This window comes from Mammaliicoccus vitulinus (assembly GCF_029024305.1).
Classification (GTDB): Bacteria; Bacillota; Bacilli; order Staphylococcales; family Staphylococcaceae; genus Mammaliicoccus; species Mammaliicoccus vitulinus.
In genome coordinates, this window is sequence record NZ_CP118974.1 from 599,455 (window position 1) to 623,901 (window position 24,447).

Annotated in this window: 26 protein-coding genes; 19 read left to right on the top strand and 7 right to left on the bottom strand. The window is 32.7% G+C overall.

Annotated elements, in window-relative coordinates; all coding sequences use genetic code 11:
• The first annotated feature begins 26 nt into the window (after nt 1–26).
• The 6 genes from nreA to PYW35_RS02840 all read left to right on the top strand — a co-directional run bounded on the left by nreA (nt 27) and on the right by PYW35_RS02840 (nt 5,155).
• Nucleotides 27–470 (top strand): nitrate respiration regulation accessory nitrate sensor NreA, encoded by a 444-nt coding sequence (gene nreA, locus PYW35_RS02815; protein WP_016911486.1) that lies wholly within the window; start codon nt 27–29, stop codon nt 468–470.
• Nucleotides 467–1,501, top strand: a complete 1,035-nt coding sequence (locus tag PYW35_RS02820) for a sensor histidine kinase (RefSeq protein WP_103322240.1) — start codon at nt 467–469, stop codon at nt 1,499–1,501. Before nreA ends, PYW35_RS02820 begins: the two co-directional genes overlap by 4 nt.
• A 16-nt stretch (nt 1,502–1,517) precedes the next feature.
• Entirely contained in the window at nt 1,518–2,171 is a 654-nt protein-coding gene (gene nreC / locus PYW35_RS02825) for a nitrate respiration regulation response regulator NreC (protein WP_016911488.1), read from the top strand.
• 204 nt (nt 2,172–2,375) lie between these two features.
• Entirely contained in the window at nt 2,376–3,536 is a 1,161-nt protein-coding gene (locus PYW35_RS02830; protein ID WP_103322239.1) for a nitrate/nitrite transporter, read from the top strand.
• A gap of 105 nt (nt 3,537–3,641) precedes the next feature.
• On the top strand, nt 3,642–4,643 hold the full coding sequence (locus PYW35_RS02835; protein WP_103322238.1) for a ThiF family adenylyltransferase: 1,002 nt from the start codon (nt 3,642–3,644) through the stop codon (nt 4,641–4,643).
• 11 nt (nt 4,644–4,654) lie between these two features.
• Nucleotides 4,655–5,155: a MogA/MoaB family molybdenum cofactor biosynthesis protein gene (locus PYW35_RS02840; protein WP_103322237.1), complete on the top strand. Its 501-nt coding sequence runs from the start codon at nt 4,655–4,657 to the stop codon at nt 5,153–5,155.
• Here the strand turns inward: PYW35_RS02840 and moaC are convergent, their stop codons facing one another.
• Nucleotides 5,156–5,635, bottom strand: coding sequence for a cyclic pyranopterin monophosphate synthase MoaC (gene moaC, locus PYW35_RS02845; RefSeq protein ID WP_103322236.1), 480 nt, complete (start codon nt 5,633–5,635; stop codon nt 5,156–5,158).
• Between the two features lie 68 nt (nt 5,636–5,703).
• On the opposite strand from moaC, the gene PYW35_RS02850 reads away from it, so the two are divergent.
• From PYW35_RS02850 to moaA, 6 genes are read left to right on the top strand one after another with little or no spacing between them, the layout of a single operon-like run.
• The gene (locus tag PYW35_RS02850) at nt 5,704–6,963 is read left to right on the top strand and encodes a molybdopterin molybdotransferase MoeA (RefSeq protein ID WP_103322235.1); all 1,260 of its coding nucleotides are present in this window, start codon (nt 5,704–5,706) and stop codon (nt 6,961–6,963) included.
• A complete protein-coding gene (gene mobB, locus PYW35_RS02855) occupies nt 6,960–7,421 on the top strand; it encodes a molybdopterin-guanine dinucleotide biosynthesis protein B (RefSeq protein ID WP_103322234.1) in 462 nt (153 codons plus the stop codon). The genes PYW35_RS02850 and mobB overlap by 4 nt, the downstream gene beginning before the upstream one ends.
• A gap of 8 nt (nt 7,422–7,429) precedes the next feature.
• Complete coding sequence (locus PYW35_RS02860) at nt 7,430–7,879, top strand: molybdenum cofactor biosynthesis protein MoaE (protein WP_016911495.1); 450 nt, start codon at nt 7,430–7,432, stop codon at nt 7,877–7,879.
• Nucleotides 7,879–8,112 carry a molybdopterin converting factor subunit 1 gene (gene moaD, locus PYW35_RS02865; RefSeq protein ID WP_016911496.1) on the top strand — a complete coding sequence of 78 codons (234 nt, stop codon included), beginning with the start codon at nt 7,879–7,881 and terminating at the stop codon, nt 8,110–8,112. The genes PYW35_RS02860 and moaD overlap by 1 nt, the downstream gene beginning before the upstream one ends.
• Nucleotides 8,113–8,119: 7 nt before the next feature.
• The gene (gene mobA / locus PYW35_RS02870) at nt 8,120–8,710 is read left to right on the top strand and encodes a molybdenum cofactor guanylyltransferase MobA (protein WP_103322233.1); all 591 of its coding nucleotides are present in this window, start codon (nt 8,120–8,122) and stop codon (nt 8,708–8,710) included.
• 27 nt (nt 8,711–8,737) lie between these two features.
• Nucleotides 8,738–9,760, top strand: coding sequence for a GTP 3',8-cyclase MoaA (gene moaA / locus PYW35_RS02875; RefSeq protein WP_103322232.1), 1,023 nt, complete (start codon nt 8,738–8,740; stop codon nt 9,758–9,760).
• A gap of 94 nt (nt 9,761–9,854) precedes the next feature.
• On the opposite strand, the gene PYW35_RS02880 is transcribed toward moaA, so the two are convergent.
• Nucleotides 9,855–10,895: an SDR family oxidoreductase gene (locus PYW35_RS02880; RefSeq protein WP_103322231.1), complete on the bottom strand. Its 1,041-nt coding sequence runs from the start codon at nt 10,893–10,895 to the stop codon at nt 9,855–9,857.
• Between the two features lie 150 nt (nt 10,896–11,045).
• Here PYW35_RS02880 and PYW35_RS02885 point away from each other — a divergent pair, with 150 nt between their 5' ends.
• From PYW35_RS02885 to PYW35_RS02905, 5 genes are all read left to right on the top strand, one after another.
• Nucleotides 11,046–12,245 carry a putative multidrug effflux MFS transporter TcaB gene (locus PYW35_RS02885; RefSeq protein ID WP_103322230.1) on the top strand — a complete coding sequence of 400 codons (1,200 nt, stop codon included), beginning with the start codon at nt 11,046–11,048 and terminating at the stop codon, nt 12,243–12,245.
• Nucleotides 12,246–12,272: 27 nt separating this feature from the next.
• Nucleotides 12,273–13,040 carry a VOC family protein gene (locus tag PYW35_RS02890; RefSeq protein WP_103322229.1) on the top strand — a complete coding sequence of 256 codons (768 nt, stop codon included), beginning with the start codon at nt 12,273–12,275 and terminating at the stop codon, nt 13,038–13,040.
• Between the two features lie 367 nt (nt 13,041–13,407).
• Entirely contained in the window at nt 13,408–14,658 is a 1,251-nt protein-coding gene (locus PYW35_RS02895; RefSeq protein WP_026023202.1) for a lipid II:glycine glycyltransferase FemX, read from the top strand.
• 125 nt (nt 14,659–14,783) lie between these two features.
• Entirely contained in the window at nt 14,784–17,948 is a 3,165-nt protein-coding gene (locus tag PYW35_RS02900; protein WP_103322228.1) for an efflux RND transporter permease subunit, read from the top strand.
• A 298-nt stretch (nt 17,949–18,246) separates the two neighbouring features.
• Nucleotides 18,247–19,407, top strand: coding sequence for an aminotransferase class I/II-fold pyridoxal phosphate-dependent enzyme (locus PYW35_RS02905; protein WP_103322227.1), 1,161 nt, complete (start codon nt 18,247–18,249; stop codon nt 19,405–19,407).
• Nucleotides 19,408–19,443: 36 nt separating this feature from the next.
• Here the strand turns inward: PYW35_RS02905 and mspA are convergent, their stop codons facing one another.
• The gene (gene mspA / locus PYW35_RS02910) at nt 19,444–19,764 is read right to left on the bottom strand and encodes a membrane stabilizing protein MspA (RefSeq protein WP_016911505.1); all 321 of its coding nucleotides are present in this window, start codon (nt 19,762–19,764) and stop codon (nt 19,444–19,446) included.
• 15 nt (nt 19,765–19,779) lie between these two features.
• Nucleotides 19,780–19,947 carry an SE1832 family protein gene (locus tag PYW35_RS02915; protein ID WP_016911506.1) on the bottom strand — a complete coding sequence of 56 codons (168 nt, stop codon included), beginning with the start codon at nt 19,945–19,947 and terminating at the stop codon, nt 19,780–19,782.
• A gap of 47 nt (nt 19,948–19,994) precedes the next feature.
• On the opposite strand from PYW35_RS02915, the gene ybaK reads away from it, so the two are divergent.
• Nucleotides 19,995–20,477, top strand: a complete 483-nt coding sequence (gene ybaK, locus PYW35_RS02920; protein WP_103322226.1) for a Cys-tRNA(Pro) deacylase — start codon at nt 19,995–19,997, stop codon at nt 20,475–20,477.
• Between the two features lie 104 nt (nt 20,478–20,581).
• Complete coding sequence (locus PYW35_RS02925) at nt 20,582–21,493, top strand: AEC family transporter (RefSeq protein WP_016911508.1); 912 nt, start codon at nt 20,582–20,584, stop codon at nt 21,491–21,493.
• 218 nt (nt 21,494–21,711) lie between these two features.
• Here PYW35_RS02925 and PYW35_RS02930 read toward each other — a convergent pair whose 3' ends face one another.
• The 3 genes from PYW35_RS02930 to PYW35_RS02940 form a co-directional block, all read right to left on the bottom strand.
• Nucleotides 21,712–22,497: a glucose 1-dehydrogenase gene (locus PYW35_RS02930; RefSeq protein WP_016911085.1), complete on the bottom strand. Its 786-nt coding sequence runs from the start codon at nt 22,495–22,497 to the stop codon at nt 21,712–21,714.
• A 29-nt stretch (nt 22,498–22,526) separates the two neighbouring features.
• Nucleotides 22,527–23,384: a GRP family sugar transporter gene (locus PYW35_RS02935; RefSeq protein WP_016911086.1), complete on the bottom strand. Its 858-nt coding sequence runs from the start codon at nt 23,382–23,384 to the stop codon at nt 22,527–22,529.
• Nucleotides 23,385–23,531: 147 nt separating this feature from the next.
• A complete protein-coding gene (locus PYW35_RS02940; protein WP_016911087.1) occupies nt 23,532–24,398 on the bottom strand; it encodes a GNAT family N-acetyltransferase in 867 nt (288 codons plus the stop codon).
• Nucleotides 24,399–24,447 lie beyond the last annotated feature (49 nt).

The following is a 24,447-nucleotide window of genomic DNA, read 5'->3' on the forward strand; positions in this document are numbered from 1 at the left end:
AATTAAAATATGAAGGGGTGTTTAAAATGTCTAATGATTTTAATTTTCAGGAACAACTTAATCAAATTCGTGCAACTTATGAATATGATTTTGTAGGATTAGCTATGTCTTCTGAGCAGTCTGCGCCTTTTCACATAAAATGGCGATATGTATCTGGAAATTTGAATCATAGATATAAAAACATTGTATTAAGAAGCGGTCGAGGAATTGCAGGTATTGTCATAAAAAGTGGTAAACAAATAACGATTCAAGATATGACAAATAGTCCATATCAGGATCAGTTATTTAACTATCCAATTATTCAGAGCGAACAATTAACGGCACTTGTAGCTATGCCTTTATGGAGACAAAATAGAGTGTGTGGCGTGCTTTTGTTTGGACAACGTGATAATAAACCATTACCTGAAAATGATGTTACCCATTTTAAACGTTTTGGACCATTTTATGGAAAGGATATGATTAATTCATGAGCTCAGAAGATTCATCTATTTTGACGAATATACTTAAACAATACTATGAAAAAACAAGCGAGATGATAGTGTTTTTAAATAGTAAAGGTCAAATTATTAATATGAATGAAGCTGCTAGAAAAGTGATCTCAGAAGATAATCAATCATCATTAACACACCCGATTTGTAGCCGTTGCGAAGGGTATTCTAATGAGTATGCACTTCAATCATGTAGAGATTGCTTTTTAGAATCTTCTAAAATTGGAAATACGAGTTTTCAAGTGTTTATGCAAACGAATAGTGGTACTGTTGAGCCTTTTACAGCAACTTATCAAACGATCAGTCAAGAAGATGATATTAAAGTTTATACATTACAAAATGTATCTCCACAAATTGAAAGACAACAAAAGCTTCATCAACAGACGATGATGCAAAAAACGATTTCCGCACAAGAAAATGAACGTAAAAGAATTTCAAGAGAATTACATGATGGCGTTGTTCAAGAATTAATAAATGTAAGTGTTGAATTAAGATTACTTAAGTATCAAGACAACATTGATCAATTAAAAACGCAGTCACACCAAATTGAAAATTTAATGTCTAGTTTGATTGACGATATACGAAATTTATCATTGGAACTAAGACCATCTTCTTTAGATGATTTAGGTTTAAATGCAGCATTTAAATCATATTTTAAACAACTAGAGAAAAACTTTGGATTCATTGTTCATTATCATTATGATTCATCAGTAGAACGTTTTAATTCAGAAATAGAAACTGTCGTGTATAGAATTGTACAAGAAGCCGTATTTAATTCTTTAAAATACGCTAATGTAGACAGTGTGGATGTTCATATGACGTGTGATGGTCATGTTATTGAAGTTGAAATTGCTGACCAAGGGACTGGATTCGTACTAGGCAGTGAGCCTAAAGGTTCGGGACTCGGTATTTACGGTATGCAAGAACGTGCTGAAATTGTCGGTGGTAAAGTGAATATTGAGAGCAAGCTCGGAAAAGGTACGAACATAAAATTAAATGTACCAATAGTATAATGCTGGGGGAAGAAACATGAAACTCGTAATTGCGGATGATCATGCTGTAGTGAGAACTGGTTTTTCAATGATATTAAATTATCAAGAGGATATGGAAGTAGTAGCTACAGCAGCGGATGGGCTAGAAGCATACCAAATGGTCGCTAAACATGAACCAGATGTGTTAATTATGGATTTGAGTATGCCACCGGGAGAATCTGGTTTAATAGCTACAGGTAAGATATCAGAAGACTTTAAAAACACAAAAATATTAATACTCACGATGTTTGATGATGAAGAGTATTTATTTCACGTTTTGAGAAATGGTGCTAAAGGTTATATATTAAAAAATGCGCCAGATGAAGAGCTCATACATGCTGTAAGAACGATCCATAGAGGAGACATGTATATTGATTCAAAAGTAACAAGTTCTTTAGTAAATGAGTTGGTGAATCCAAAACAAAATGGCGAACATAGCTCTAAAGATCCATTTAAAATATTATCTCAAAGAGAACTAGAAATTCTTCCTTTGATTGCAAAAGGATATGGTAATAAAGAGATAGCTGAAAAATTATTCGTTTCAGTTAAAACGATAGAAGCACATAAAGCACGAATTATGGACAAACTAGAGTTGAAATCTCGCCCTGAACTCGTTGAATATGCAATGAAGAAAAAATTATTAGATTTTTAAAATGTATTAAAAAGGCCTGACAATGAACGATGTTAATCTCGTTATAGTTGTCAGGCCTTTTTATGTCTTAATTTAATGCGATAGCATTTTTAATATAGGGAGTTTACATATTTTTCTAAGGGTATATCCTTATGTGCATTTTTTCACAAATAACCTACAATAAGCATGAAATGAAAGTTAACAATGTTCAAAAAGGGTGAAAAAATGAGAAATAACATAGGGAAAGTTCAATTACCGCTTCAAACCTTTAGTTTAATGGCAGGATTTATGGTTTGGAGTATACTAGCACCTTTAATGCCTTATATTACGCAAGACATTAGTGTGCAAGAAGGACAGAAAGCCATAATTTTAGCTATACCTGTCATATTAGGATCCGTTTTAAGAATACCAATTGGATACTATACAAATTTATTAGGTTCTCGGTTAGTCTTTTTAAGCAGTTTTATTATTTTATTATTCCCGGTATTTTATTTGAGTCAAGCACAATCAACAGGTGGGTTAATGATAGCTGGATTCTTTATTGGGCTAGGTGGCGCAGTGTTTTCAGTGGGTGTAACGTCTATACCTAAATATTATCCTAAAGAAAAACATGGTTTTGCTAATGGTGTATATGGAATGGGTAATTTAGGTACAGCGGTATCATCATTTTTAGCACCTCCCATTGCAGGAACTATAGGATGGCAACATACTGTGCAATTATATTTAATTGTTATGGCAACATTTGCAGTACTTATGTTTATCTTTGGTGATAAGGAAGAGGCTAAAGTTAAAATTCCAATGATGTCACAAACTAAACAAGTTATGAATAACTATAAGCTACATTATTTTAGTTTTTGGTATTTTATTACGTTTGGTGCTTTTGTAGCCTTTGGGTTATTTTTACCAAACTTTTTAGTTGGACACTTTGAAATTGATAAAGTCGATGCAGGGATTAGAACAGGTGTGTTTATTGCGATAGCCACTTTATTGAGGCCTATCGGTGGTATGTTAGGAGATAAATATAACGCTTTAAATGTATTGAAAGTTTTCTTTGTTGGAATGATTGTAGGTGCTTTATTACTTTCGATTTCAAATAACATCTTATTATTTACAGTAGGGTGTTTAACAATCAGTATATGTGCAGGTATAGGTAATGGTTTGATTTTCAAACTTGTTCCGACTTATTTCAATAAAGAAGCAGGTGTTGTGAATGGCATTGTTTCTATGATGGGTGGACTAGGAGGATTTTTCCCACCTCTAATCATTACATTCGTGACGAGTTTAACAGGTTCAAATCATTTAGCATTTTTCTTGTTAGCTTTATTTGGAATTATTGCACTTATTACGATGATGCATATGACAAAACTAGAAAAAAAGATATTATAATAGTATAACCTGCTCTTTTAAGGAAGAGTAGGTTCTCTATTAATTGAGGATAAAGTGCTTTCAATCTATAATAGAGTTAAAGAGATTCGTGAAAGGTTGATAAAAATGAACGAACGTTATTCTCGTCAAATTTTATTCGATAAAATTGGAGAACAAGGACAAGAAAGAATTGAAAAGAGCAACGTCACTATAGTGGGAATGGGTGCATTAGGTACTCACGTTGCAGAACAGCTTGCAAGATCAGGTGTAAGTAGACTTAACATTATTGATAGAGATTATGTAGAATCTTCTAATCTACAGAGACAGACACTATTTGTAGAAAAAGATATTAAAGAAATGTTGCCAAAAGTCGTGGCAGCAGAAAGACATTTAAAAAAGATACGCGAAGATATCCAAATAAAAACATATATAGCGCAGTGTGATGCAAAGTTATTACAAGAAGTAGCGAGTTATTCTGACATTATTATAGATGCAACGGATAATTTTAATACAAGGCTTGTGATCAACGACTTTGCTTTTAAAATGAACATACCTTGGATTTATGGTGCTTGCTTAGAATCTAATTATGTTCAAGCTACATTTATACCAGGCGAAACACCTTGTTTTGATTGTGTACTACCTCAGTTACCCGTTATCAATCGAACGTGTGATACGGTTGGCGTCATCAATCCAGCTGTAACGATGGCAACAAGTTTACAAGTTGTAGATGCATTAAAAATATTATCTGGTTATAAATTTACGCCTAAAATCACTTATGGTGATGTTTGGGATGGTGAACATCAAACATTTGGTTTTGAACAAATGAGACGAAATGATTGTGAAACGTGTGGAGAGCATCCAACATATTCAAAACTTGCTGCGTCAGATCAACAAATTACAGAGTTATGTGGTCGTCATACTGTCCAATATATAAATGAAAAATTAAATCGACCAGCAATTGAAAAGTTTGTTGCGCAAAATGGATTATTACATAGATCCAATGCTTATATGATTCAATATTTATATGATGATCATAGAGTTGTCGCTTTTAGTAATGGAAGATTATTAATTCATGATATTGAATCTGTTGAAGAAGGAAGACAATTTGTTGAGAATATGTTTGGATAGGAGCTGTTGGGATGAGTATCGTTGATAGAATCGAGCGAGATATTAAAGTCGCAATATTGACTGTAAGTGATACGAGAACGAAAGAAACGGATAAAGGTGGTCAACTTGTTCAAGACTATTTAAAGCCTTTAAACGTTAACCTCTCTGATGAAAATTATCAAATTGTTAAAGATGATATCGCATCAATTCAATCTCAAGTTACGAAGTGGTTAAATGCAGAACTTGATGTCATCATCACGACAGGTGGAACTGGCATAAGTCAGAGAGATGTAACGATTGAAGCAATTAAACCTTTATTAGAGAAAGAAATTGAAGGTTTTGGTGAATTATTCAGGTATTTAAGTTACACAGAAGATGTAGGTTCTAGAGCTTTGCTTTCTAGAGCAATTGCTGGAACTAAAGGTAAACAAGTCATCATTTCTATTCCAGGATCAACCGGTGCTGTTAAATTGGCAATGGAAAAGCTCATCACTAAAGAAATCAATCATTTAGTACATGAGCTTAATAAATAATTATTGTCGATTGAAATCACCGTTTATCCCACCGGATTTATGTGATAAATACGTTTCACCGATGATCATGCCTTTATCTACAGCCTTACACATATCATAAATCGTTAAAGCTGTTACACTTGCTGCAGTTAATGCTTCCATTTCTACACCTGTCTGACCTTTTGTCTTAACAGTAGCAGAGATGTTTAATGTGTATGAATGTTCATTATCCCAGTCAAATTCGATATCAATACCTGTTAATTGGAGAGGATGGCACATTGGTATGAGTTGGCTCGTATTTTTAGCAGCCATAATACCTGCAATTTGAGCTGTACCAAGTACATCTCCCTTTTTATTAGTTGCATTTTTTATTTGGTTATAAATGGTTTGATTAACTTTAATACTAGAGTTTGCGATTGCAATGCGTGTACTTGTTTCTTTATCAGAAACATCGACCATTTTTGCATGGCCTTGCTCATTAAAATGTGTGAAATCAGACATTATGATCATCCTTTCTAAAAAATATTATAACATGTAAGCAAAGATAAAATGACAAGGAGCGTTAATAAATGTCAGTTGAAATGCGAACACCAATACCTGTTAAAGAAGCAATAGAAAGCGTCATTCAAGTCGTAAAACATAAAGAACCCTTTACGCTATCTGTAGAAGAAAGCTTGAATTATATATTAGCTGAAGATGTACAAGCTACGTATGATATTCCAAGGTTTAATAAATCACCATATGATGGATTCGCTATAAATAGTCAAGACTCACAAGGGGCCACTGGAGATAACAGAATTGCGTTTAAAGTTGTTGACCATATTGGAGCTGGCACACCATCAAATGTAAAACTGAAAAATGGGGAAGCTGTTCGAATTATGACTGGTGCGCCTATACCAGATGGCGCTGATGCAGTTGTCATGTTTGAACAAACGGTGGAAAATGAGCATGGTTTTACCATTCGTAAGTCTTTTGAACAAGGTGAAAACATTTCATTTAAAGGTGAAGAATGTAGAGAACAGGATATTGTCTTGGATAAAGGACAACAAATCAATAGTGGCGTTATTGCTGTATTAGCAACTTTTGGATACCAACATGTTAAAGTTTTTCAAAAGCCTACAGTAGCTATCATTGCAACAGGAAGCGAGTTAGTAGGTCCAAAAGACCCACTAGAACCAGGAAAGATTAGAAATTCTAATGGTCCAATGATAGAAGCCTTATGTCGTGATATAAATATTGAAACAACTACATATGAAATTCAAGAAGATAATCTTCAAGGGTGTATAGATATCGTGAAAAAGGCAATGATGCAGCATGACATTGTAATAACAACTGGCGGTGTATCTGTAGGTGACTTTGATTATTTGCCGAAAGTTTATGAAGCAATCGATGCAGAAGTGTTATTTAATAAAGTACAAATGAGACCAGGTAGTGTAACGACGGTAGCGTATAAAGATAATCATATATTATTTGGTTTATCTGGTAATCCATCTGCATGCTATTCAGGGTTTCATTTATTTACGAAGCCGGCTATACAAAAAATGATGGCAGCTCAAGAAATTTATCCAGTCATAATAGAAGCGATACTTAATGAGGATTTTAAGAAAGCTAACCCTTTCACGAGATTTATAAGAGCAAAAATCTCATTCTCTAACGATGGTGTATATGCGGCACCATCTGGTTTTAACAAATCAAATGCAGTCGTTGCAATTGTAAAAAGTAACGGCATGATTATATTACCGAGTGGGACTAGAGGATACGCTGAAGGTGATAAAGTAAAAGTATTATTAACCGATCATCAATCATATGAAAGAGCATTGAATCTATGAAATGTTTACAAATAGTAGGGTATAAGAATAGTGGTAAAACAACTTTAATTAATAAATTAATTAAAGTATGCCATGATAACCAACTAACGGTATCGACCATCAAACATCATGGACATGGCGTTGAAGATATTTCAATGGACCATAAAGAAGTAGATAGTTTATCTTTTATGAAAAATGGTGCACAGGAAAGTATAGTTCTCGGTAAACAATTAATGGAGAGAGTCACTAAAGTAGATAAATCATTAGAACAAATAATAGCTGAAGATTTATCTGTGATACCAGATATACTTCTAATCGAAGGATTTAAACATGAGCAGTATCCAAAAGTATTATTAACAAAAGAAGCGGATACTTTAGAAAAAGAATTGGAAAATGTTATATATTCATTAAATGCGTTTGATATTGAGGAAAACAAAATATTTATAAAATGGTTTCAAAATTGGTTAGAAAAAGAGTAGGTGACGATATGAAACAGTTTGAAGTTGTTCACGCTCCTATAAATCCAGAAGAATATAGAGAATGGACATTAAATGAAAAACAAGGTGCAATTGTTGTATTCACAGGTCATGTTCGAGAATGGACGCAAGGTATTAAAACTGAATATTTAGCTTATGAAGCATATGTACCAATGGCAGAGAAAAAATTGTCACAAATAGGTGATGAAATATGCGAGAGATGGCCAGGAACTATTGTGGCAATTGCGCATCGAATTGGTGAATTACAAATTTCTGATATTGCCGTTGTTATTAGTGTTTCATCACCTCATAGACATGATGCGTATGAAGCTAATGAATATGCAATTGAAAGAATTAAAGAAATAGTCCCTATATGGAAAAAAGAAATATGGGAAGATGGAGAAGAATGGCAAGGCAGTCAAAAAAGATACCATTCTTCGATTAAAATGGAGGGTGAATGATGAAAGTATTGTATTTTGCTCATTTAAAAGAAATAATGAACATAAATGAAGAGCAAATCTCTCTTAACGAGGCATACTCTGTGTTAAAATTTAAGCAATATTTAATTGAAAAGCATCCTGAATTAAAGGATGAAACTTTTCAAATTGCTGTAAATGAGGAATTTGTGCAAGATACAAATGTTGTATCAGATCAAGATGTCGTTGCACTTATTCCACCAGTTAGTGGAGGGTAAAGAGAAAATGATAGCAATAATTCTAGCTGGAGGAAAATCCAGTAGATTTGGTTCGCCAAAAGCATTAGCAACAATAAGCGGGGAAGTATTTTATGAAAAAATCATTCGAACTTTAAATCAAACGAATTTATTCGAAAAAATCGTTATTAGTTCTAGTGAAGAGTTGAAAGATTCGTTTGACTATCAAGACATTGTTGTAGATCTTCCTGAATATGAGAACAATGGACCTTTAGGCGGTATATACAGCGTGATGCAACAATATGATACAGAATGCTACTTTGTTATCGCTTGTGATACACCGAAGATAACAGAAAAAGCAATTAGTCATCTGTATCAATTTTTCATATCACGCGTAATGGAAGAACAGCTAGATATTGCTGGATATGAAGCTGATGGTAAGAAGATGCCGATATTAGCTTTTTACAGTCATCGTGTAGTAGAGGATATTAAAGATGCTCTAGATCAAGAAGAGTATAGAATGAAAGAGATATATCAAAAGAAACCTTCACAGTGGTTAAATGTAGACTTTATTAATGATCCAACGAATTGGTATCAAAATATTAATTACATTGAAGACCTAGAAACAACGGAGCTTTAGCTATTGTTTAGGTAAGGAGGCGTTACGATGAATCAACCTATCAAAGATAAATTAGGAAGACCGATTAGAGATTTAAGAATATCTGTTACTGATCGTTGTAATTTTCGCTGTGATTATTGTATGCCAAAAGAAATATTTGGAGACGATTTTGTATTTTTACCTAAACAAGAATTGCTGAGCTTTGAAGAGATTGTAAGGCTTTCTAAAATGTATAGCACTTTAGGTGTTGAAAAAATAAGAATTACGGGTGGAGAGCCACTATTAAGACGTAACTTATATAAATTGATTCAAGAGTTAAACAACATCGAAGGTATTGAAGATATAGGTTTAACAACAAACGGCCTTTTATTAAAAAAGCATGGTTTGAAATTATATCAAGCTGGGTTAAGAAGAGTCAATGTTAGTATAGACGCGCTTGATAATGAGTTGTTTAAATCTATTAATAATCGAAATATATCGGCATCTCAAATACTTGAACAAATTGATTATGCGGTCTCTATTGGTTTGAAAGTTAAAGTTAATGTTGTCATTCAAAAAGGGATTAATGATCAAGAAATATTGCCACTCGTTCAATATTTTAAAGATAAAAATATTATTGTGAGATTCATTGAATTTATGGATGTAGGAAATGATAATGGATGGAACTTTGATAAAGTAGTAACTAAGAAAGAAATGCTGGATGAAATAGCGTCAACATTTGAAATAGAGCCAGTAGATGCTAATTATTTTGGCGAAGTTGCAACGTATTATCGTCATAAAGATAACGGTGCACAGTTTGGACTCATTACGAGTGTGTCTGCTTCATTTTGTTCATCATGTACGCGAGCAAGAATTTCATCAGACGGTAAATTTTACGGATGCTTATTTGCTGAGAAAAATGGATATGACATTAAGTCCGAATTAAGAAGCGGTAAAACAGACGATGAAATATTATCTATATTGAAACATTTATGGAACATTAGAGATGATAAATATTCAGATGAACGTACAGAAGCTACCGTAGCGAGACGAAAAAACAATAAAATTAATATGAATTATATAGGCGGATAAGAAATGTATTTCAAGTAATATTATTTTCTAAACGACTGACAGAATAAACAACAAACCTAAGATGTAGCCCATCTTAGGTTTGTTGTATGTTGTATTATTTTTTGAAATACATTCCAATTATCATATCTAAAGTATCATCTGTAAGGTTCAATGTGCTTTGTCCTGCTTTTTCCATCATTGCTGCTGTATTGTCATCATTAAACTCAATGGACTTTGAGAAGTATGGTGCGAATACATCGATGAAACTATTAAGAACTCTTTCATCATCTGTAATTGTATTAATCTCTGTAAGAGGCGCAACTTCTAATTGATGAAAGTCTAAATGATGCTTAATTGTTTGGAATATAAAATCATTCGATGGCGGATTGTTATTGGTTGCATGATATATTTTATGATTTTCAGCATAATCACACGCTACAGTCAGTACGTCAACAACGTAATCAACTGGAACGAAATTGGATGAATGGCTCGCATCTCCAAATAATCTATATGAATTATTGTCTTGTTGTCTTTGAACTTTACGTTTAAATACTTTTAATGCTTTCATAAAACCATATAAAGTAAAGTTAGAATCCGCTTCTCCAGTTTTAGAATCTCCTATAATAATTGCTGGCCTAATGATTGAAGTTGCCATAGTTGTGCACTGTGCCACGATGTGTTCTGCTTTTATTTTTGTTGCTTCATAAGGGTTATGTGTTGGCGACTCAAGTGAATGTAATGTTTCTTCAGCTTTGTCTTTTTTGCCAACTGTATAAGCGGTTGAGACATAAAGGAAATGTTTCGTTTGTAATCGTTCAGCTAAATCCAAAGCATGTTTTGTTCCAATATAATTAATGTGGTATAGCTCATCTGCTAATTCAAAGTTGAATTTCACTAATGCAGCTAAATGATAAAATTTATCTATTTGAGGTATATTGTTAATGTCATGATCATTAACATCACAACATTCATTTGTTATATCCCCATATACAAAATGAATTCTTGAATGAAATGATGGGTCTAATTTTTCTAGTAATAACATTTTTTTATGATTAGACCTATATAATACGTAAAAATGTTTGTGTAAATCTTTTGCAAGTGATTGTATTAACTCAGCACCTACAAATCCCGTTGCACCAGTTAAAAAGATATTCATGTTTCCACTCCGATTCTAAGTTTCTCACTATATTTTGAATGATGATATAGTGAAAGTAAAGCAATTTAACAATTGATTATATATAACATTGCCTTTTGAATTTTAAGAGGCATATAATGTTAAATAATAGAGCTAAAAGGAGCGTATTTCATGAATGAGCAAAAGATGGCAAAGCCGTCACTGTTTTTAATTATTATTCTAGGTTTGTTAACAGCTTTCGGACCATTTTCAATTGATATGTACTTACCAGCTTTACCTGAAATTAGTCGTGATTTTGATACGACGACTTCAAATACTCAACTAACGTTAACGCTATTCATGGTAGGATTAGCGATTGGACAAGTATTTGTTGGTCCACTCTCAGACTTTATTGGTCGTAAAAAGCCATTAATGGTTGCTTTAATTGTTTATACAATCGCATCTATTTTATGTGTGTTTGCACCAAATATATACATTATGATGGCATTAAGATTTATTCAAGGTTTTACAGGTGGTGCAGGAGCAGTTATTTCCCGGGCAATATCAAGCGACTTATATCAAGGTAAAGCGTTGACGAAATTTCTAGCTATTTTAATGTTAGTCAATGGTGTAGCGCCTATATTAGCGCCAGTATTGGGAGGTATTATTTTATCGTTTTCAACTTGGAAAATGGTGTTTATTTTGTTAACAGCTTTTGGGTTAATGATGTTTAGTTTGTCATCATTAAAATTATCAGAATCTTTACCGGAAGAAAAACGTTCATCAGGTAGAATAAGCGAGGTTTTAAGTGATTTTAAAAACCTACTAAAAAGTCCAAAGTTCTTAATGCCTTTATTTATACAAGGCTGTACATATGTATTACTCTTTAGTTACATATCTGCTTCACCGTTTATCACACAGTCTGTATACAACATTTCACCTTTGTCATTCAGTTGGATGTTTGCCTTTAATGGACTTGGATTAATATTATCAGGTCAAATCATCAATAAATTAGTTGATCATTATGACGAACATCTATTAATGCGTTTATTCGGTATGATTCAAATATTTGGAGTCATTATCGTCTCAATAACACTGATAAATGGTTGGCCAATATGGTTGTTGATGATAGGGTTCTTCATACTTGTTAGCCCAGTTTCAGCAATAGGTGCGACTGGATTTTCGATAGCTATGTCCAACAATAAAGGTGGCGCTGGAAGTGCTGCTAGTTTATTAGGATTATCTCAATTCTTGTTTGGTGGTCTAGTATCACCATTAGTAGGTATTAATGGCGAGCATGATGTCTTCCCATATGTCTTTACGATTGTTATTGTTTCTATTTTACTGATCATATTATATTTCATAAATAGTAAAGTTTTTAGAGCATCATAATATATGAATGTGAGAGGGGTTTTATAAATGCCTTTATATTTCGATCATATTATTCACTACGTAAATGGTATAGCATCAATCGATTTTCCTAATCATCATATTAAAAGCATTCAAGGTGGTAAGCATACGGAGTTAGGTACTTATAATCAGCTGAGTTATATCGATTTACATTATATAGAATGGATTGATGTATTTGATCAACCTTTAGCACAATCTTACGCTCAAACAGAAGAAGGTAGACTAAGTTTTGCCAATACTTTTAAAGTGCGTAACGTATGTGAAGGATTTAAAAGAATATGCTTGAGGACAAATGATATCCATAAAGTAAAAGAACACCTTATGCAATTTGAACTTGATGTAGTAGGACCAATAGAAATGTCGCGCACAAAACCTGATGGCACTGTTATCAATTGGCAATTACTCTATTTGGATGATGATAGTGATCTTGATTTACCTTTTATTATTCAGTGGGGTGAAAGCGATGAAGAAAGAAAGTCTGCACTCAAAGCGTATTTTCATCATGATTTATCAATAGAGGGTGTAACTGTTCAAGTGAAGAACATCAAAAAAACGAGTGAAAATTGGCAATCATGGTATGGTCTAGTAGTATTTGAAGAAGATGAACAATATGTTAACTTAGGATTTACTGACGACAATGTCGTGATTACGTTAGAGAAAAATAATGATGAACAATATACGACGTTATCATTAAATTCTGCACACATAAAAAAAGAAACGCGCACTTTTTACAAAGGCGCGTACTACTTATTTAAGCCTAATTTGCATAAACATTAAAGTAAACACTTTGAATAATAAGTGCTAAATGAATTAATGCTATAATGGCACTGAGAATCGCTATAAGTAAAACGGATTTTCGGGCATTTTCCAGTATGAAAACGATACTTAACAAGAAGGTAAAGGCCACGATGATAATGCGATAACTTAAATAATTAATAGTGATATCAAAATTAAGGCTGATGATAATCATGATAATATTTAGGAGAATAAAAAGCGTTAGAAATAATTGTCTCATATATTTCAATCCTAACTATAATGGTTTATTTAACAAGTATAACAAATATTGGTCTTTTGCGTGAAATTATAGTATGTTTCATTGTATAATTAATAGACGAATTGACAAAAAGGAGATTTATAAATGACGATAAAGAAAATGAATATCACTCATGAGCAACATGATGAATTTGTAAAGCAACATCCAAATGGTGATATGTTGCAACTTACAAAGTGGGCAGAATCCAAAAAGCTTACAGGTTGGTATTCTCGTCGTATAGCTGTTGGTGACGGCGAAACGTTAACAGGAGTCGCACAACTGTTATTTAAAAAAGTGCCAAAATTACCATATACTTTATGTTACATATCTAGAGGTTTTGTTGTGGACTATAAAGATGAAACTTCTGTTAAAGTACTATTTGAATTATCTAAAGAAATGGCGAGAAATGAGAAAAGTTACGCAATCAAAATTGATCCAGACATAGAAGTGGACCAATCAGAAGGTGTGCTTGAATATTTAACATCTTTAGGATTTGAACATAAAGGGTTTGAAGATGGCCTAAGCAAATCTTATATTCAACCACGTATGACTATGATTACGAAAATTGATCAACCTGAAGAAGATTTAATGCAAAGTTTTGATAAACGAAATCGTTCACGTGTAAGAAACTCTTTAAAACGAGGAACAGAGTTAATTATTGGGAATCGTGATGATTTAAAAATCTTTGCACAAATTATGGAAGAAACAGGGGAAAGAGACAATTTCTTAACGAGAGATGTGTCATATTTTGAAAATATTTATGATCATTTACATCCTGACGGTGATTGTGAGTTATTCTTAGTTAAAGTTGTTCCTGATAATGTGTTGAAAGATTTGTTTAAAGAAAGAGATGCATTATTAGAAGAAAAAGAGAAACTTACAAATAGAAGACAAACTAAAAAAGTTGTTAACCAATTGAATGATGCGGAAGAAAAATTAGGCAATTTTGAGAAACGTATTCAAGAAATGGAAGAATTAAAAGAACAAAAGCCAGATGGTGTTTATTTATCTGGAGGCATACTTATATTCTCCGGTAAGAAATCATATTATTTATATGGTGCTTCATCAAATGAATACCGCGAGTTCTTACCAAACCATCGTATGATTATTGAAATGATGCGCTTTGCGAAAGAAAAAGGTGCTGATAAGTTTGACTTTGGTGGTACAGATAATGACCCTGATCAAGATCATGAACATTATGGCTTATGGGCATTTAAGAGAGTATGGGGAACATACTTAAGTGAAAAAATTGGTGAGTTTGATTATGTATTAAACAAACCACTATATACAGCGATTGAAAAGGTTAAACCTGCTGTCTCAACTTATAAGCGTAAGATTGAAAAGAAAATCAAAAGAAAATAAACATAGAATAAAAAGCACTAAAACTTTAAATTATTTAAATTTTAGTGCTTTCTTTATGTAGAGGTTTGATTTACAAATAATATATATTACAATTATTTACAAATGATAAATTAGGGGGAAATTAAGTGGTTCAAAAAATGATTAAGTTTTCGCTGAATAATAAGTTTGCGATTTTATTAATGACATTAATTATTTTACTAGGCGGTATTTATTCAGCATTTAAAATGAAACTAGAGTTATTACCTGATGTAACAACACCTGTTATTACTGTTACAACACCATATCCAGGTGCTACTCCAGAAAGTGTGTTAGAAAATGTCACCGAACCAGTGGAGAAAGAAGTACAAAATCTGGAAGGTGTACAAAATGTAACTAGTCAATCGTTAGAAAATGCTTCAGCAATCACATTGGAATATACATATCAAACAGACATGGATGAAGCTGAAACAGAATTGAAAAAGAAATTAGAAGCACTTAAATTACCAGAAGGTGTAGAAGATCCTGACATGAGTCGTATGTCTATGTACTCATTTCCGGTTGTAAGTTACTCTATTTCCGACAAAAATAACGACTTAAAAAAAGCTACGAAGCAAATGCAATCTGACTTAATTCCTAAATTAGAAAAAGTAGATGGTGTTCAAAATGTTTCGTTATCCGGACAAACATTAGAAGAAGTCAATTTAGAGTTTGATCAAAATGAATTATCAAAACGAGGTATGACCGAAGATGAAGTACTTCAATATATTGATGGTGCTACGAAAGAATCACCTCTAGGGTTATACACATTTGGCGATGATTTGAAATCTATTGTCGTAGATGGAAGATTTACGTCAATCAAAGCATTAAACGATTTAGAAATCCCGATGACTGGTGGTGCTTCCAGTGGTGGACAGCAAGCTTCCCAAGGTGATGCAAGCCAGGCACAACAAGGTGGACAAAGTAGTCAATCATCAGGTGACGAAGAATCTAGTGCAACACAAAGCATTCCATCTGTGAAATTATCTGACATAGCAGATGTTAAAAAAGAGAAGAAACGGGACTCTATCTCTAAAACAAATGGTAAAGATGCATTAGCTTTACAAGTTACTAAAGCTACTGATGCTAACTTAGTAGATGTTGTAGATAATGTAGATAAAGAAGTAGAAGCATATAAAAAAGATCATAAAAATATAGAATCTGTTCAGTTGATGGAAACAGCATCTACGATTAAAGATTCAGTATCTACGATGGTTGAAAAAGCATTGATTGGTTCAATCGTTGCTGTAATCATTATTATGTTCTTCTTAAGAGATATTAAATCAACCATTATAGCAATGGTCTCTATTCCAATGTCGTTGTTAATGGCATTAATAGGATTAAAAGCAATGGATGTCTCCTTAAATATCTTAACGTTAGGAGCATTAACAGTCGCAATTGGACGTGTTATTGATGATTCTATTGTTGTTATTGAAAATATTTATCGAAGAATGACAGATAAAGGTGAGACACTTAAAGGCAGTAAGCTCATCACAAGTGCAACAAAAGAGATGTTTATTCCAATCATGTCTTCAACGATTGTTACAATTGTCGTGTTCTTACCATTAGCATTTGTAACAGGACAAATTGGAGAAATGTTTAGACCGTTCGCTTTAGCAGTTGCATTTAGTTTATTAGCTTCATTGCTTATCGCGTTAACAATCGTTCCAGTGTTATCCCACATGTTCTTTAAAAACGGCATTAAAAAGGCTAAGAAGGAAAAAGGACATTGGTTAGCTCATAAATATAAAGGCATTTTGAAATGGAATTTAAACCATAAATGGGTAGTTATTTTATTAAGTTTAGTACTTGTAGTTGCAAGTATTGCACTTGTATTTACGCCTTATATTGGTAAATCATTTATTGATACAGGGGAAGACAAGATGTTAGCCCTCACATATAAACCATCTCCAGGTGAAAAAGAAGAACAAGTAGTTAAAAATGGAGAACAAGCTGAGAAATATTTATCAAAAGATAAAAACGTAGAATTTGTACAATATAGTGTAGGTGGAGAAAATCCATTCAATCCATCAGCTAAAAATGATATGGCTTTAATGGTGAAATATGATAAAGACACACCTGATTGGGATAATGTTGGTAAAGATGTAATGGATCATATAGGCGCATTTAACCATAAAGGTGAGTGGAAACAACAAGACTTCTCAACAGGTGGAACAGCTAATGAAGTTTCTGTGAAAGTATCTGGACCAACAACAGATGCCATAGAAGGTACTGTTAAAGACGTTGAAAAAGAAATGAAGAAAGTTAAAGGTGTTGAAAACGTTAGTTCAAACCTTTCTGAGTCATATGAGCAGTTCGATGTAAAAGTAGATCAAAACAAAGCGAGTAAACTAGGTCTATCAGCCGGACAAATCGCTATGACGCTTAACCAAACAACTCAAAATAAAGTAGTCACTAAATTAAATGATGATGGTAAATCAATCGATGTAAAACTGACTAAGAAAGAAGAGACAGACTGGTCAGAAGATAAATTGGAAAATACAAAAATCACTTCACCTCTAGGTAAAGATGTTAAATTAAGTGATATTGCTACATTAGAGAAAACAACTTCTCCAGATACGATTACGAGAGAGAATGATAAAATCTCAGTATCTGTAGATGCCAAAATTACTGCTGACGATGTTGCAAAAGTGACAACTGATGTAAATCAAAAAGTATCTAAAGTGGATACTCCCGCTGGCGTAGATTTAAATGTTGGGGGTACAAATGATGATATAAATGAAGCAATCGAACAGTTAGTATTAGCAATGGCAGCAGCAATACTTATAGTATATTTAGTTATCGTATTAACATTTAAAGGTGGATTAGCACCATTTTCAATATTATTCTCATTACCAGTATCTATCATTGGTGTTATCGCTGGATTGTTAGTTACACAAGAAACGATTTCAGTACCAAGTATGATCGGTATGTTGATGCTTATCGGTATAGTTGTGACAAATGCTATTGTATTAATTGATAGAGTAATTAATATGGAACAAGCAGGCATGTCGACAAGAGAAGCATTAATAGAAGCAGCGGGTACACGTTTAAGACCTATTCTTATGACAGCGTTAGCGACAATTGGAGCATTAGTGCCACTGTTATTTGGTGGAGGCAGTTCAGTATTAATCTCTAAAGCATTAGCCATTACAGTAATAGGCGGATTAGTATCATCTACAATACTAACTTTACTAGTCGTACCAATTACTTATGAAATTATAATGAAATTCAAAAAGAAAATATTTAAAAGTCCTAAAGAACAAATAGACTAAGTTGTAATGAAGTATAGGATAGACAATCCTTTCTCAAATAAACCTTCCAATCCGGTGGCATGAACCTACGGATTGGAAGGTTTTTATATTTTTATTAGAGCATATTTCATTTAGAATAAGGTAGTAAACGTATATGTAACTTCTAATATCAACACTAAATAATGTAATAAGAATCAATTTTGCACTTTTATTTCTTAGTGATGTAATAAGAAAATACTTGTGTGTACTTCATACTTTGATAGAATATATGCATATATAATTTTAGCTAGATGAAATTTTATTTTGAGGAGTCGTTATTGTGCCGATATCAAAACTATTATCAGAAATACCAGACAGTTACTTTGGAAAGACGATGGGGCGTAAGGTTGAACATGGCTCACTACCCCTTATTAATATGGCAGTGGGTATACCAGATGGTGAAACACCTAAAGTTATCGTCGATGAATTTAAGCATGCAGTTCAAAAGCCTGAAAATCAAAAGTATGGTGCTTTTCATGGTAAAGAATCTTTTAAAAAGGCTATAGTAGATTTTTATAAAAGGCAATATGACGTGGAATTAGATCAAGAAGAAGAAGTTTGTATATTATTTGGTACGAAAAATGGTTTAGTTGCTTTACCTATTTGCGTCGTTGATCCTGATGATTATGTATTATTACCAAACCCTGGATACACAGATTATTTAGCGGGGGTATTACTTGCTCGAGCTCATCCATATTCTTTAGAACTCACTTCAGAAAATCATTATTTACCTAACTGGGATGACATAGATCATGAAATTTTAGATAAGACGAAACTTATTTATTTAACGTATCCGAATAACCCGACTGGTTCTGTTGCAAGTGAGCAATTTTTTGATGATACTATAAACAAGTTCAAGAATAGTAAAACAAATATCGTACATGACTTTGCATATAGTGCTTTCGGCTTTGATAAGAAGAACCCAAGCATACTTCAGTCTGAAGGTGCGAAAGATACAGCTATAGAAATATTCTCACTTTCTAAAGGGTATAACATGTCAGGCTATAGAGTTGGTTTTGCTGTAGGGAATAAAGATATGATAGCTGCTTTGAAAAAGTATCAAACACATACGCATGCTGGTATGTTTGGGGCTTTGCAAGATGCGAGTACTGTCGCTTTAAATGAATGTGATGATTTTCTTGTTGAACAAAATGAAATATTCAAAAATAGAAGAAATCACTTTGAAGCTGCTTTAAGAGAAGTGGATATTCCTTTTGAACCGATGAAAGGTGGTATTTTCTTATGGTTACAGACGCCTGCTCAATATGATGGAGAAGCGTTTGTCGAATATTTATTGCAAGAGCAGTCCATTTTAGTAGCACCTGGTATCCCATTTGGTGATAATGGCAAAAATTATGTAAGAATTTCATTAGCACTGAGCGATTCAGAGTTAGCAGAAGGTGCTAAAAGATTACAAAATCTTGCTCATTTATACAAATAAAAAAATCGCATGACTGAGTCATACGATTTTGTCTTATTAAAAAGTGATAAATAGTAATATGACATAAATAACGAGTATAAATATTGTCATATAATTTAAGAGTTTGACGGCTTTCTTATCTTTAATTCGGTATTTAAATGCTGTGATTTCTATATTGATGACTAAGCAAACAAGAACCGCTAAAATCCACCAAATTTGAGTAGCGAATCCAATGACGATACTTCCAAGAAAGACGATTAGCATCAAACCCATTATGAATCTTAAAGCTTGAGTAAGCATTGTATGTAGTTGAAATATACTTAAATAACTTATAATAAGATAAATAAGGGTAAATAATAAAAGTATGAGAATTAACATAGTGTTTTCCTTTCGTTAATCTTGATTGAGTTGAGAGCGGACTTTGCTGATTTCTTCTTCAATTTGAACAAGTTGTTTTTCTAATAAATCAGTTGCATGACCAGTAGACTCTCTTTTTTCTAGATCATTTTGTATACGTACATAATCATATTTCAGTTCTGAAAGTTGTTGGTTTAAATCCATTTTAAACACTCCTTTTAAATTAACTTTATCTTGAAGTAGGTGATAAATTGAAAAAAGTAAAAACCAATGCAATGCGCATCCTCGATCAATATAATATATTTTATCATACTCATGAATATAGCATAGGAAAAGATCATATGGATGGACATCAAGTAGCTCAATTTATTCAAAAACCAGAAAACCAAGTATATAAAACACTCGTATTGATGAATGGTAAAAATGAATACTTTGTTTTTGTTATACCTGTCGTTGAACATTTAGATATGAAAAAGGCCAGTAAAGCTGTTGGCCAGAAAAAACTCGAACTATTACCTCTTGACCAGCTTACAAAAGTAACGGGTTATGTGAGAGGTGGATGTTCACCAGTAGGTATGAAAAAAACATTTCGAACGATTATTGATACAACTGCTCAATCATTATCATCATTTATTGTGAGTGCAGGTAAACGAGGTTACCAAATAGAAGTGAATCCACAAGAATTAATCAAAGTCATTGATGTAGACTTCGAAGATGTTATTAAGTATAACTAAACTCATTTTAGTATATTTCCTTAATATTTCAAACAAAAAGTGTGCATAGAATATAAACAGTTGTTAATATATATAAATGTGAGTCTAACGAGAGAAGTGATAAAGTGACAGAAAAATTTATAATGATTATACTATTAATTGCTTTAGGTTACGTACTAAAGAAGCTGAAATTCTTTAAAGCTTCTGATGGTAATGTACTTGCAACACTTGTGTTAAATGTTACTTTGCCTTCATTAGTAATAGTAAACTTAAATGGATCAGATTTAGATTTATCTTTAGGTTGGTTACCTATTTTGATGCTTATATATGGAATTACCGCGAAACTTTTAATTATTTGGTTATTTAAGAAAAATTATAATAATCAAATACGAGGTACTGTCGGTATGATGGCAGCATCTGTAAACATTGGATTATTTGCATATCCACTGGTAGCGCAAATTTGGCCAGAAAATGGATTGTTGTATTTCGGTATGTTAGATATAGGTACTGCAATTATTATGTTCGGTGTAACATACTTTGTAGGAAGTTATTTCAATGATGGTGGAGATCAATTTGACTTCAAACGAATGGGCTTAAATTTATTAAAAACAGTTCCACTTATGACATATATGTTGATGTTTGTATTAAATATAATGAGTATTAAAATACCAGGAAAAGCTATAGATTTCTTTGAAGTAATCGCTAATGCAAATATGCCTCTTTCTATGATATTACTCGGACTATTTTTGAATTTTAAAATAGAAAAAGCATACTTACCAATTGTTGTTAAATATTTATTATTTCATTATGGTTTTGGGTTATTAATGGGTATACTCGTTCATTTCTTTTTACCAGTAGATGATCCAATGATTAAAACAACATTATTAATTGGTTGGTTATTGCCTATAGGTGTTTCTGTATTATCCTATGCCATTACATTTAAATATAAGACCCTGCCAATAGTGGGAATGGCAACGAATCTTAGTATTGTCATTTCTATCGTCATATTATATGTGTATCAATTTTTCTTTGTTTAAATTAGGAAGAGCTTGGGATATAAATACCCATTCTCAAAATAAATGATCTCTTCATTAGGTAATAGCCTAGTGAAGAGATTTTTTGCTATTTATCAAGTGGAGCCTGACATGATAAATTCAAGGCCAAATCGCACGAAGACTCAAAAGATAAATTAAAAAGAGCGCAAATTCTTCGGAAATAAGAATTTGCGCTCTTTTATTTTTGCTAATTTATAATATTAACCTTTACCGCCCATAAATGCAGGGTAGTTTGTCATTCCGCCGTCAACATAAAGTGTTGTACCGTGAATGTAACTTGCTTGTTCTGAAGCTAGGAATACATTGATATTAGCTACTTGATCCGCTTCACCAATTTCATTTAATGGAATCATTTCTAACGTTTCTTCTCTAGTTGCTGGGTCTGAGAATTTTTCGCGTGTATGTTCTGTAACAATTGCACCTGGAGAAATGTTATTGATTCTAATACCATTTTTACCATATTCCATAGACATTGTTTCCATCATCAATTTTAATCCGCCTTTACTTGCAGCATAATTGACGTAGTTTGGCCATGGTATAACGTCATGGACACTTGCAGTATTGATGATTTGACCTTTAATGTCATGTTCTAAGTAATAATTAATAACTTCTCTACTTCCGATGAATGCACCAGTTAAGTTGATATCAATTACTTTAGACCATTCTGCTAAGCTCATTTCATGAGTTGGGATTGGTTTCTCGAAACCTGCGTTATTGATTAGAACATCAATACGTCCGAATTTTTCATGTGTTTGTTGGATTAAGTTCTTGATGTCTTCTTCTATTGATACGTCTGCTTTAATTGCGATTGCATCTGAACCAGCATCTTTAATAGTTTGAACAACTTTTTCAGCTTCTTCAACGTGATCAAGATAACCAATCACAACTTTAGAACCTTCTTTACCAAAACGTTCAGAAGTTGCTTTACCAATACCACTGTTACCACCAGTGATTATAACAACTTTATCTTTTAAATCTTCATACATATTAAACACTCCTATATTTTTAATTAAATCTAACCTTTAGCTGCACCAATAATGAATGCTGCTAATATAATTAACACGATACCTATCCAGATAAATGTCATCTGACGTTTTGATTTTTGTTCTCCTAATAAGTAAATTCCACCTAATGTAGATACGATTACTAACATTTGAGAGAATGAGAAACTTGTTCCGACACCAACTTTTGGCTGTGAAATGAATAAGAACATATTACCTAATGCCCATACGATACCTGGTAATAAGTTAAATGTCGTATATTTCACTGTAGGTTTATGTTTGAATGATAAAACAATACCACCAATTACCATACCTATTGATTGAGGGAATAGGGCATCCCATCCTTCAACTCCGAAGACTTGACCGATTACGACATATACAACATAACCAACTGTTGATAGAAGTAAAAGTGGAATGGCTTTAGCAAGTTTCTTAGTATTACCACTATTTCCAGCACCTTTTTTCTGTACAGAAGTAAAGATAACACCGATTATTAATAATGCTAAACCAGATAATCCAAGTGCTACTTGAGTACCAGTAGACCATTCTCCTAAGAATGCAGCACTAAATAATGTTGTTCCAAGTAATTGTAGACCTGTTGAAATAGGCATTGTAATTGAAACGCCGACTAATTCAACACTTCTAAGTTGAAATCCTTGTCCTAATGCCCAGAAAGCACCAGAAACCATACCGATGATGATTGTAGTTGATGTGAAGTGAACATCACCGAAGACAAATAGGCATAATCCAATGATGAATGCGCCGATAGTTGTACCTAATATTTGGTTATAAGGACCTCCACCAACTTTTACATTGATTAATACTACGCTCCCCCAGAACAATGCTGGTAGCAGAGCTATAAGATATTCCATACACACGACTCGCTTTCTTTATTTATTTGTATTTTAAACAGTACCCGTGTATTATACGTGTGAAACAAATTAGTTGTAAACCATATAGCTCAAAGTATATGTAAATAAACGTAATTTTACAACAAAAAAACAGTACATGTGTACTGTTTAAAAAGTTCTTACATATTTGAAGTGGTGCGTCTCATTAACAATTTTGAAGCCGACTTTTTCATAAAGCAACTGTATTTGTTCATGTTTTTTACTATCGACATAAATTCTTACTGTTTCCACATCATCATGATTAAATGCTTTCGTTGTTGCAAAGTGTATCATCTGAAAAGCGATGCCTTGTTTTCTATAATCATGGTGAGAGGCTAAGTTAGGTATAGTTGCTAATTTTTTAGGTGTATCTATAGATAGGTAGATATATCCTTTAACAAGCCCTTCAGCTATATATAAATATAAAGCATGATTTTCTCCAAGAGATTGAATGATATCATCTGAACTAATGTCACTATGTTTAAAACTATTTGAATGTAACTTATCAAATGAATAGTAATAAGGTTTACTAAAAGGCGTCATTTGATGTTGTTGATCTATTGGAAGTGGTGGTTGTTGAATTTCTAATGTGTACTGTGTTTCGACATATCCAGCATGCAGTCTTTTTAGTTTACTATTATTCAAAATATGATCTTTATGTAGTGATATATGGCAATATTTAATGTCAGGATGGTTATTTAATAATGTGTCCCATGTTTCTTTTAAAGCAGTTAAATATTCTTCACTTGTATTATTTACGATTGGTCCCCATACATTGACAGACTCAGCATCAATTTTTTCGAATCCTAAAATACCAATAATATGATTATCGTCTTCAATGTAATAGAAAGATTGGTCATTAAATTTATTCATTAATGCTGACTTTATATCTTCTAATGTTGTAGGTATATACTCGACATAGTTACTGTTTTGAAGATTTTTTTCGTATAAATAAGAGGCTATAGGCTCGATTTGCTTAAGTGGCAGTATTTGCATGACAGTCACTCCTTTAATATTCATCGATTATTATATTCTATTATACAAT

Bases quoted from the DNA above. Each gene is read 5' to 3' on its own strand.
- moaA (WP_103322232.1), top strand. From the start codon at position 8,738: ATGAATCAACCTATCAAAGATAAATTAGGAAGACCGATTAGAGATTTA.
- nreC (WP_016911488.1), top strand. From the start codon at position 1,518: ATGAAACTCGTAATTGCGGATGATCATGCTGTAGTGAGAACTGGTTTT.
- PYW35_RS02820 (WP_103322240.1), top strand. From the start codon at position 467: ATGAGCTCAGAAGATTCATCTATTTTGACGAATATACTTAAACAATAC.
- PYW35_RS02890 (WP_103322229.1), top strand. From the start codon at position 12,273: ATGCCTTTATATTTCGATCATATTATTCACTACGTAAATGGTATAGCA.
- PYW35_RS02940 (WP_016911087.1), bottom strand. From the start codon at position 24,398: ATGCAAATACTGCCACTTAAGCAAATCGAGCCTATAGCCTCTTATTTA.
- PYW35_RS02840 (WP_103322237.1), top strand. From the start codon at position 4,655: ATGAGTATCGTTGATAGAATCGAGCGAGATATTAAAGTCGCAATATTG.
- PYW35_RS02915 (WP_016911506.1), bottom strand. From the start codon at position 19,947: ATGGATTTAAACCAACAACTTTCAGAACTGAAATATGATTATGTACGT.
- mobA (WP_103322233.1), top strand. From the start codon at position 8,120: ATGATAGCAATAATTCTAGCTGGAGGAAAATCCAGTAGATTTGGTTCG.
- PYW35_RS02830 (WP_103322239.1), top strand. From the start codon at position 2,376: ATGAGAAATAACATAGGGAAAGTTCAATTACCGCTTCAAACCTTTAGT.
- PYW35_RS02935 (WP_016911086.1), bottom strand. From the start codon at position 23,384: ATGGAATATCTTATAGCTCTGCTACCAGCATTGTTCTGGGGGAGCGTA.
- PYW35_RS02860 (WP_016911495.1), top strand. From the start codon at position 7,430: ATGAAACAGTTTGAAGTTGTTCACGCTCCTATAAATCCAGAAGAATAT.
- PYW35_RS02930 (WP_016911085.1), bottom strand. From the start codon at position 22,497: ATGTATGAAGATTTAAAAGATAAAGTTGTTATAATCACTGGTGGTAAC.
- mobB (WP_103322234.1), top strand. From the start codon at position 6,960: ATGAAATGTTTACAAATAGTAGGGTATAAGAATAGTGGTAAAACAACT.
- nreA (WP_016911486.1), top strand. From the start codon at position 27: ATGTCTAATGATTTTAATTTTCAGGAACAACTTAATCAAATTCGTGCA.
- moaC (WP_103322236.1), bottom strand. From the start codon at position 5,635: ATGTCTGATTTCACACATTTTAATGAGCAAGGCCATGCAAAAATGGTC.
- mspA (WP_016911505.1), bottom strand. From the start codon at position 19,764: ATGTTAATTCTCATACTTTTATTATTTACCCTTATTTATCTTATTATA.
- PYW35_RS02835 (WP_103322238.1), top strand. From the start codon at position 3,642: ATGAACGAACGTTATTCTCGTCAAATTTTATTCGATAAAATTGGAGAA.
- moaD (WP_016911496.1), top strand. From the start codon at position 7,879: ATGAAAGTATTGTATTTTGCTCATTTAAAAGAAATAATGAACATAAAT.
- PYW35_RS02880 (WP_103322231.1), bottom strand. From the start codon at position 10,895: ATGAATATCTTTTTAACTGGTGCAACGGGATTTGTAGGTGCTGAGTTA.
- PYW35_RS02850 (WP_103322235.1), top strand. From the start codon at position 5,704: ATGTCAGTTGAAATGCGAACACCAATACCTGTTAAAGAAGCAATAGAA.
- PYW35_RS02885 (WP_103322230.1), top strand. From the start codon at position 11,046: ATGAATGAGCAAAAGATGGCAAAGCCGTCACTGTTTTTAATTATTATT.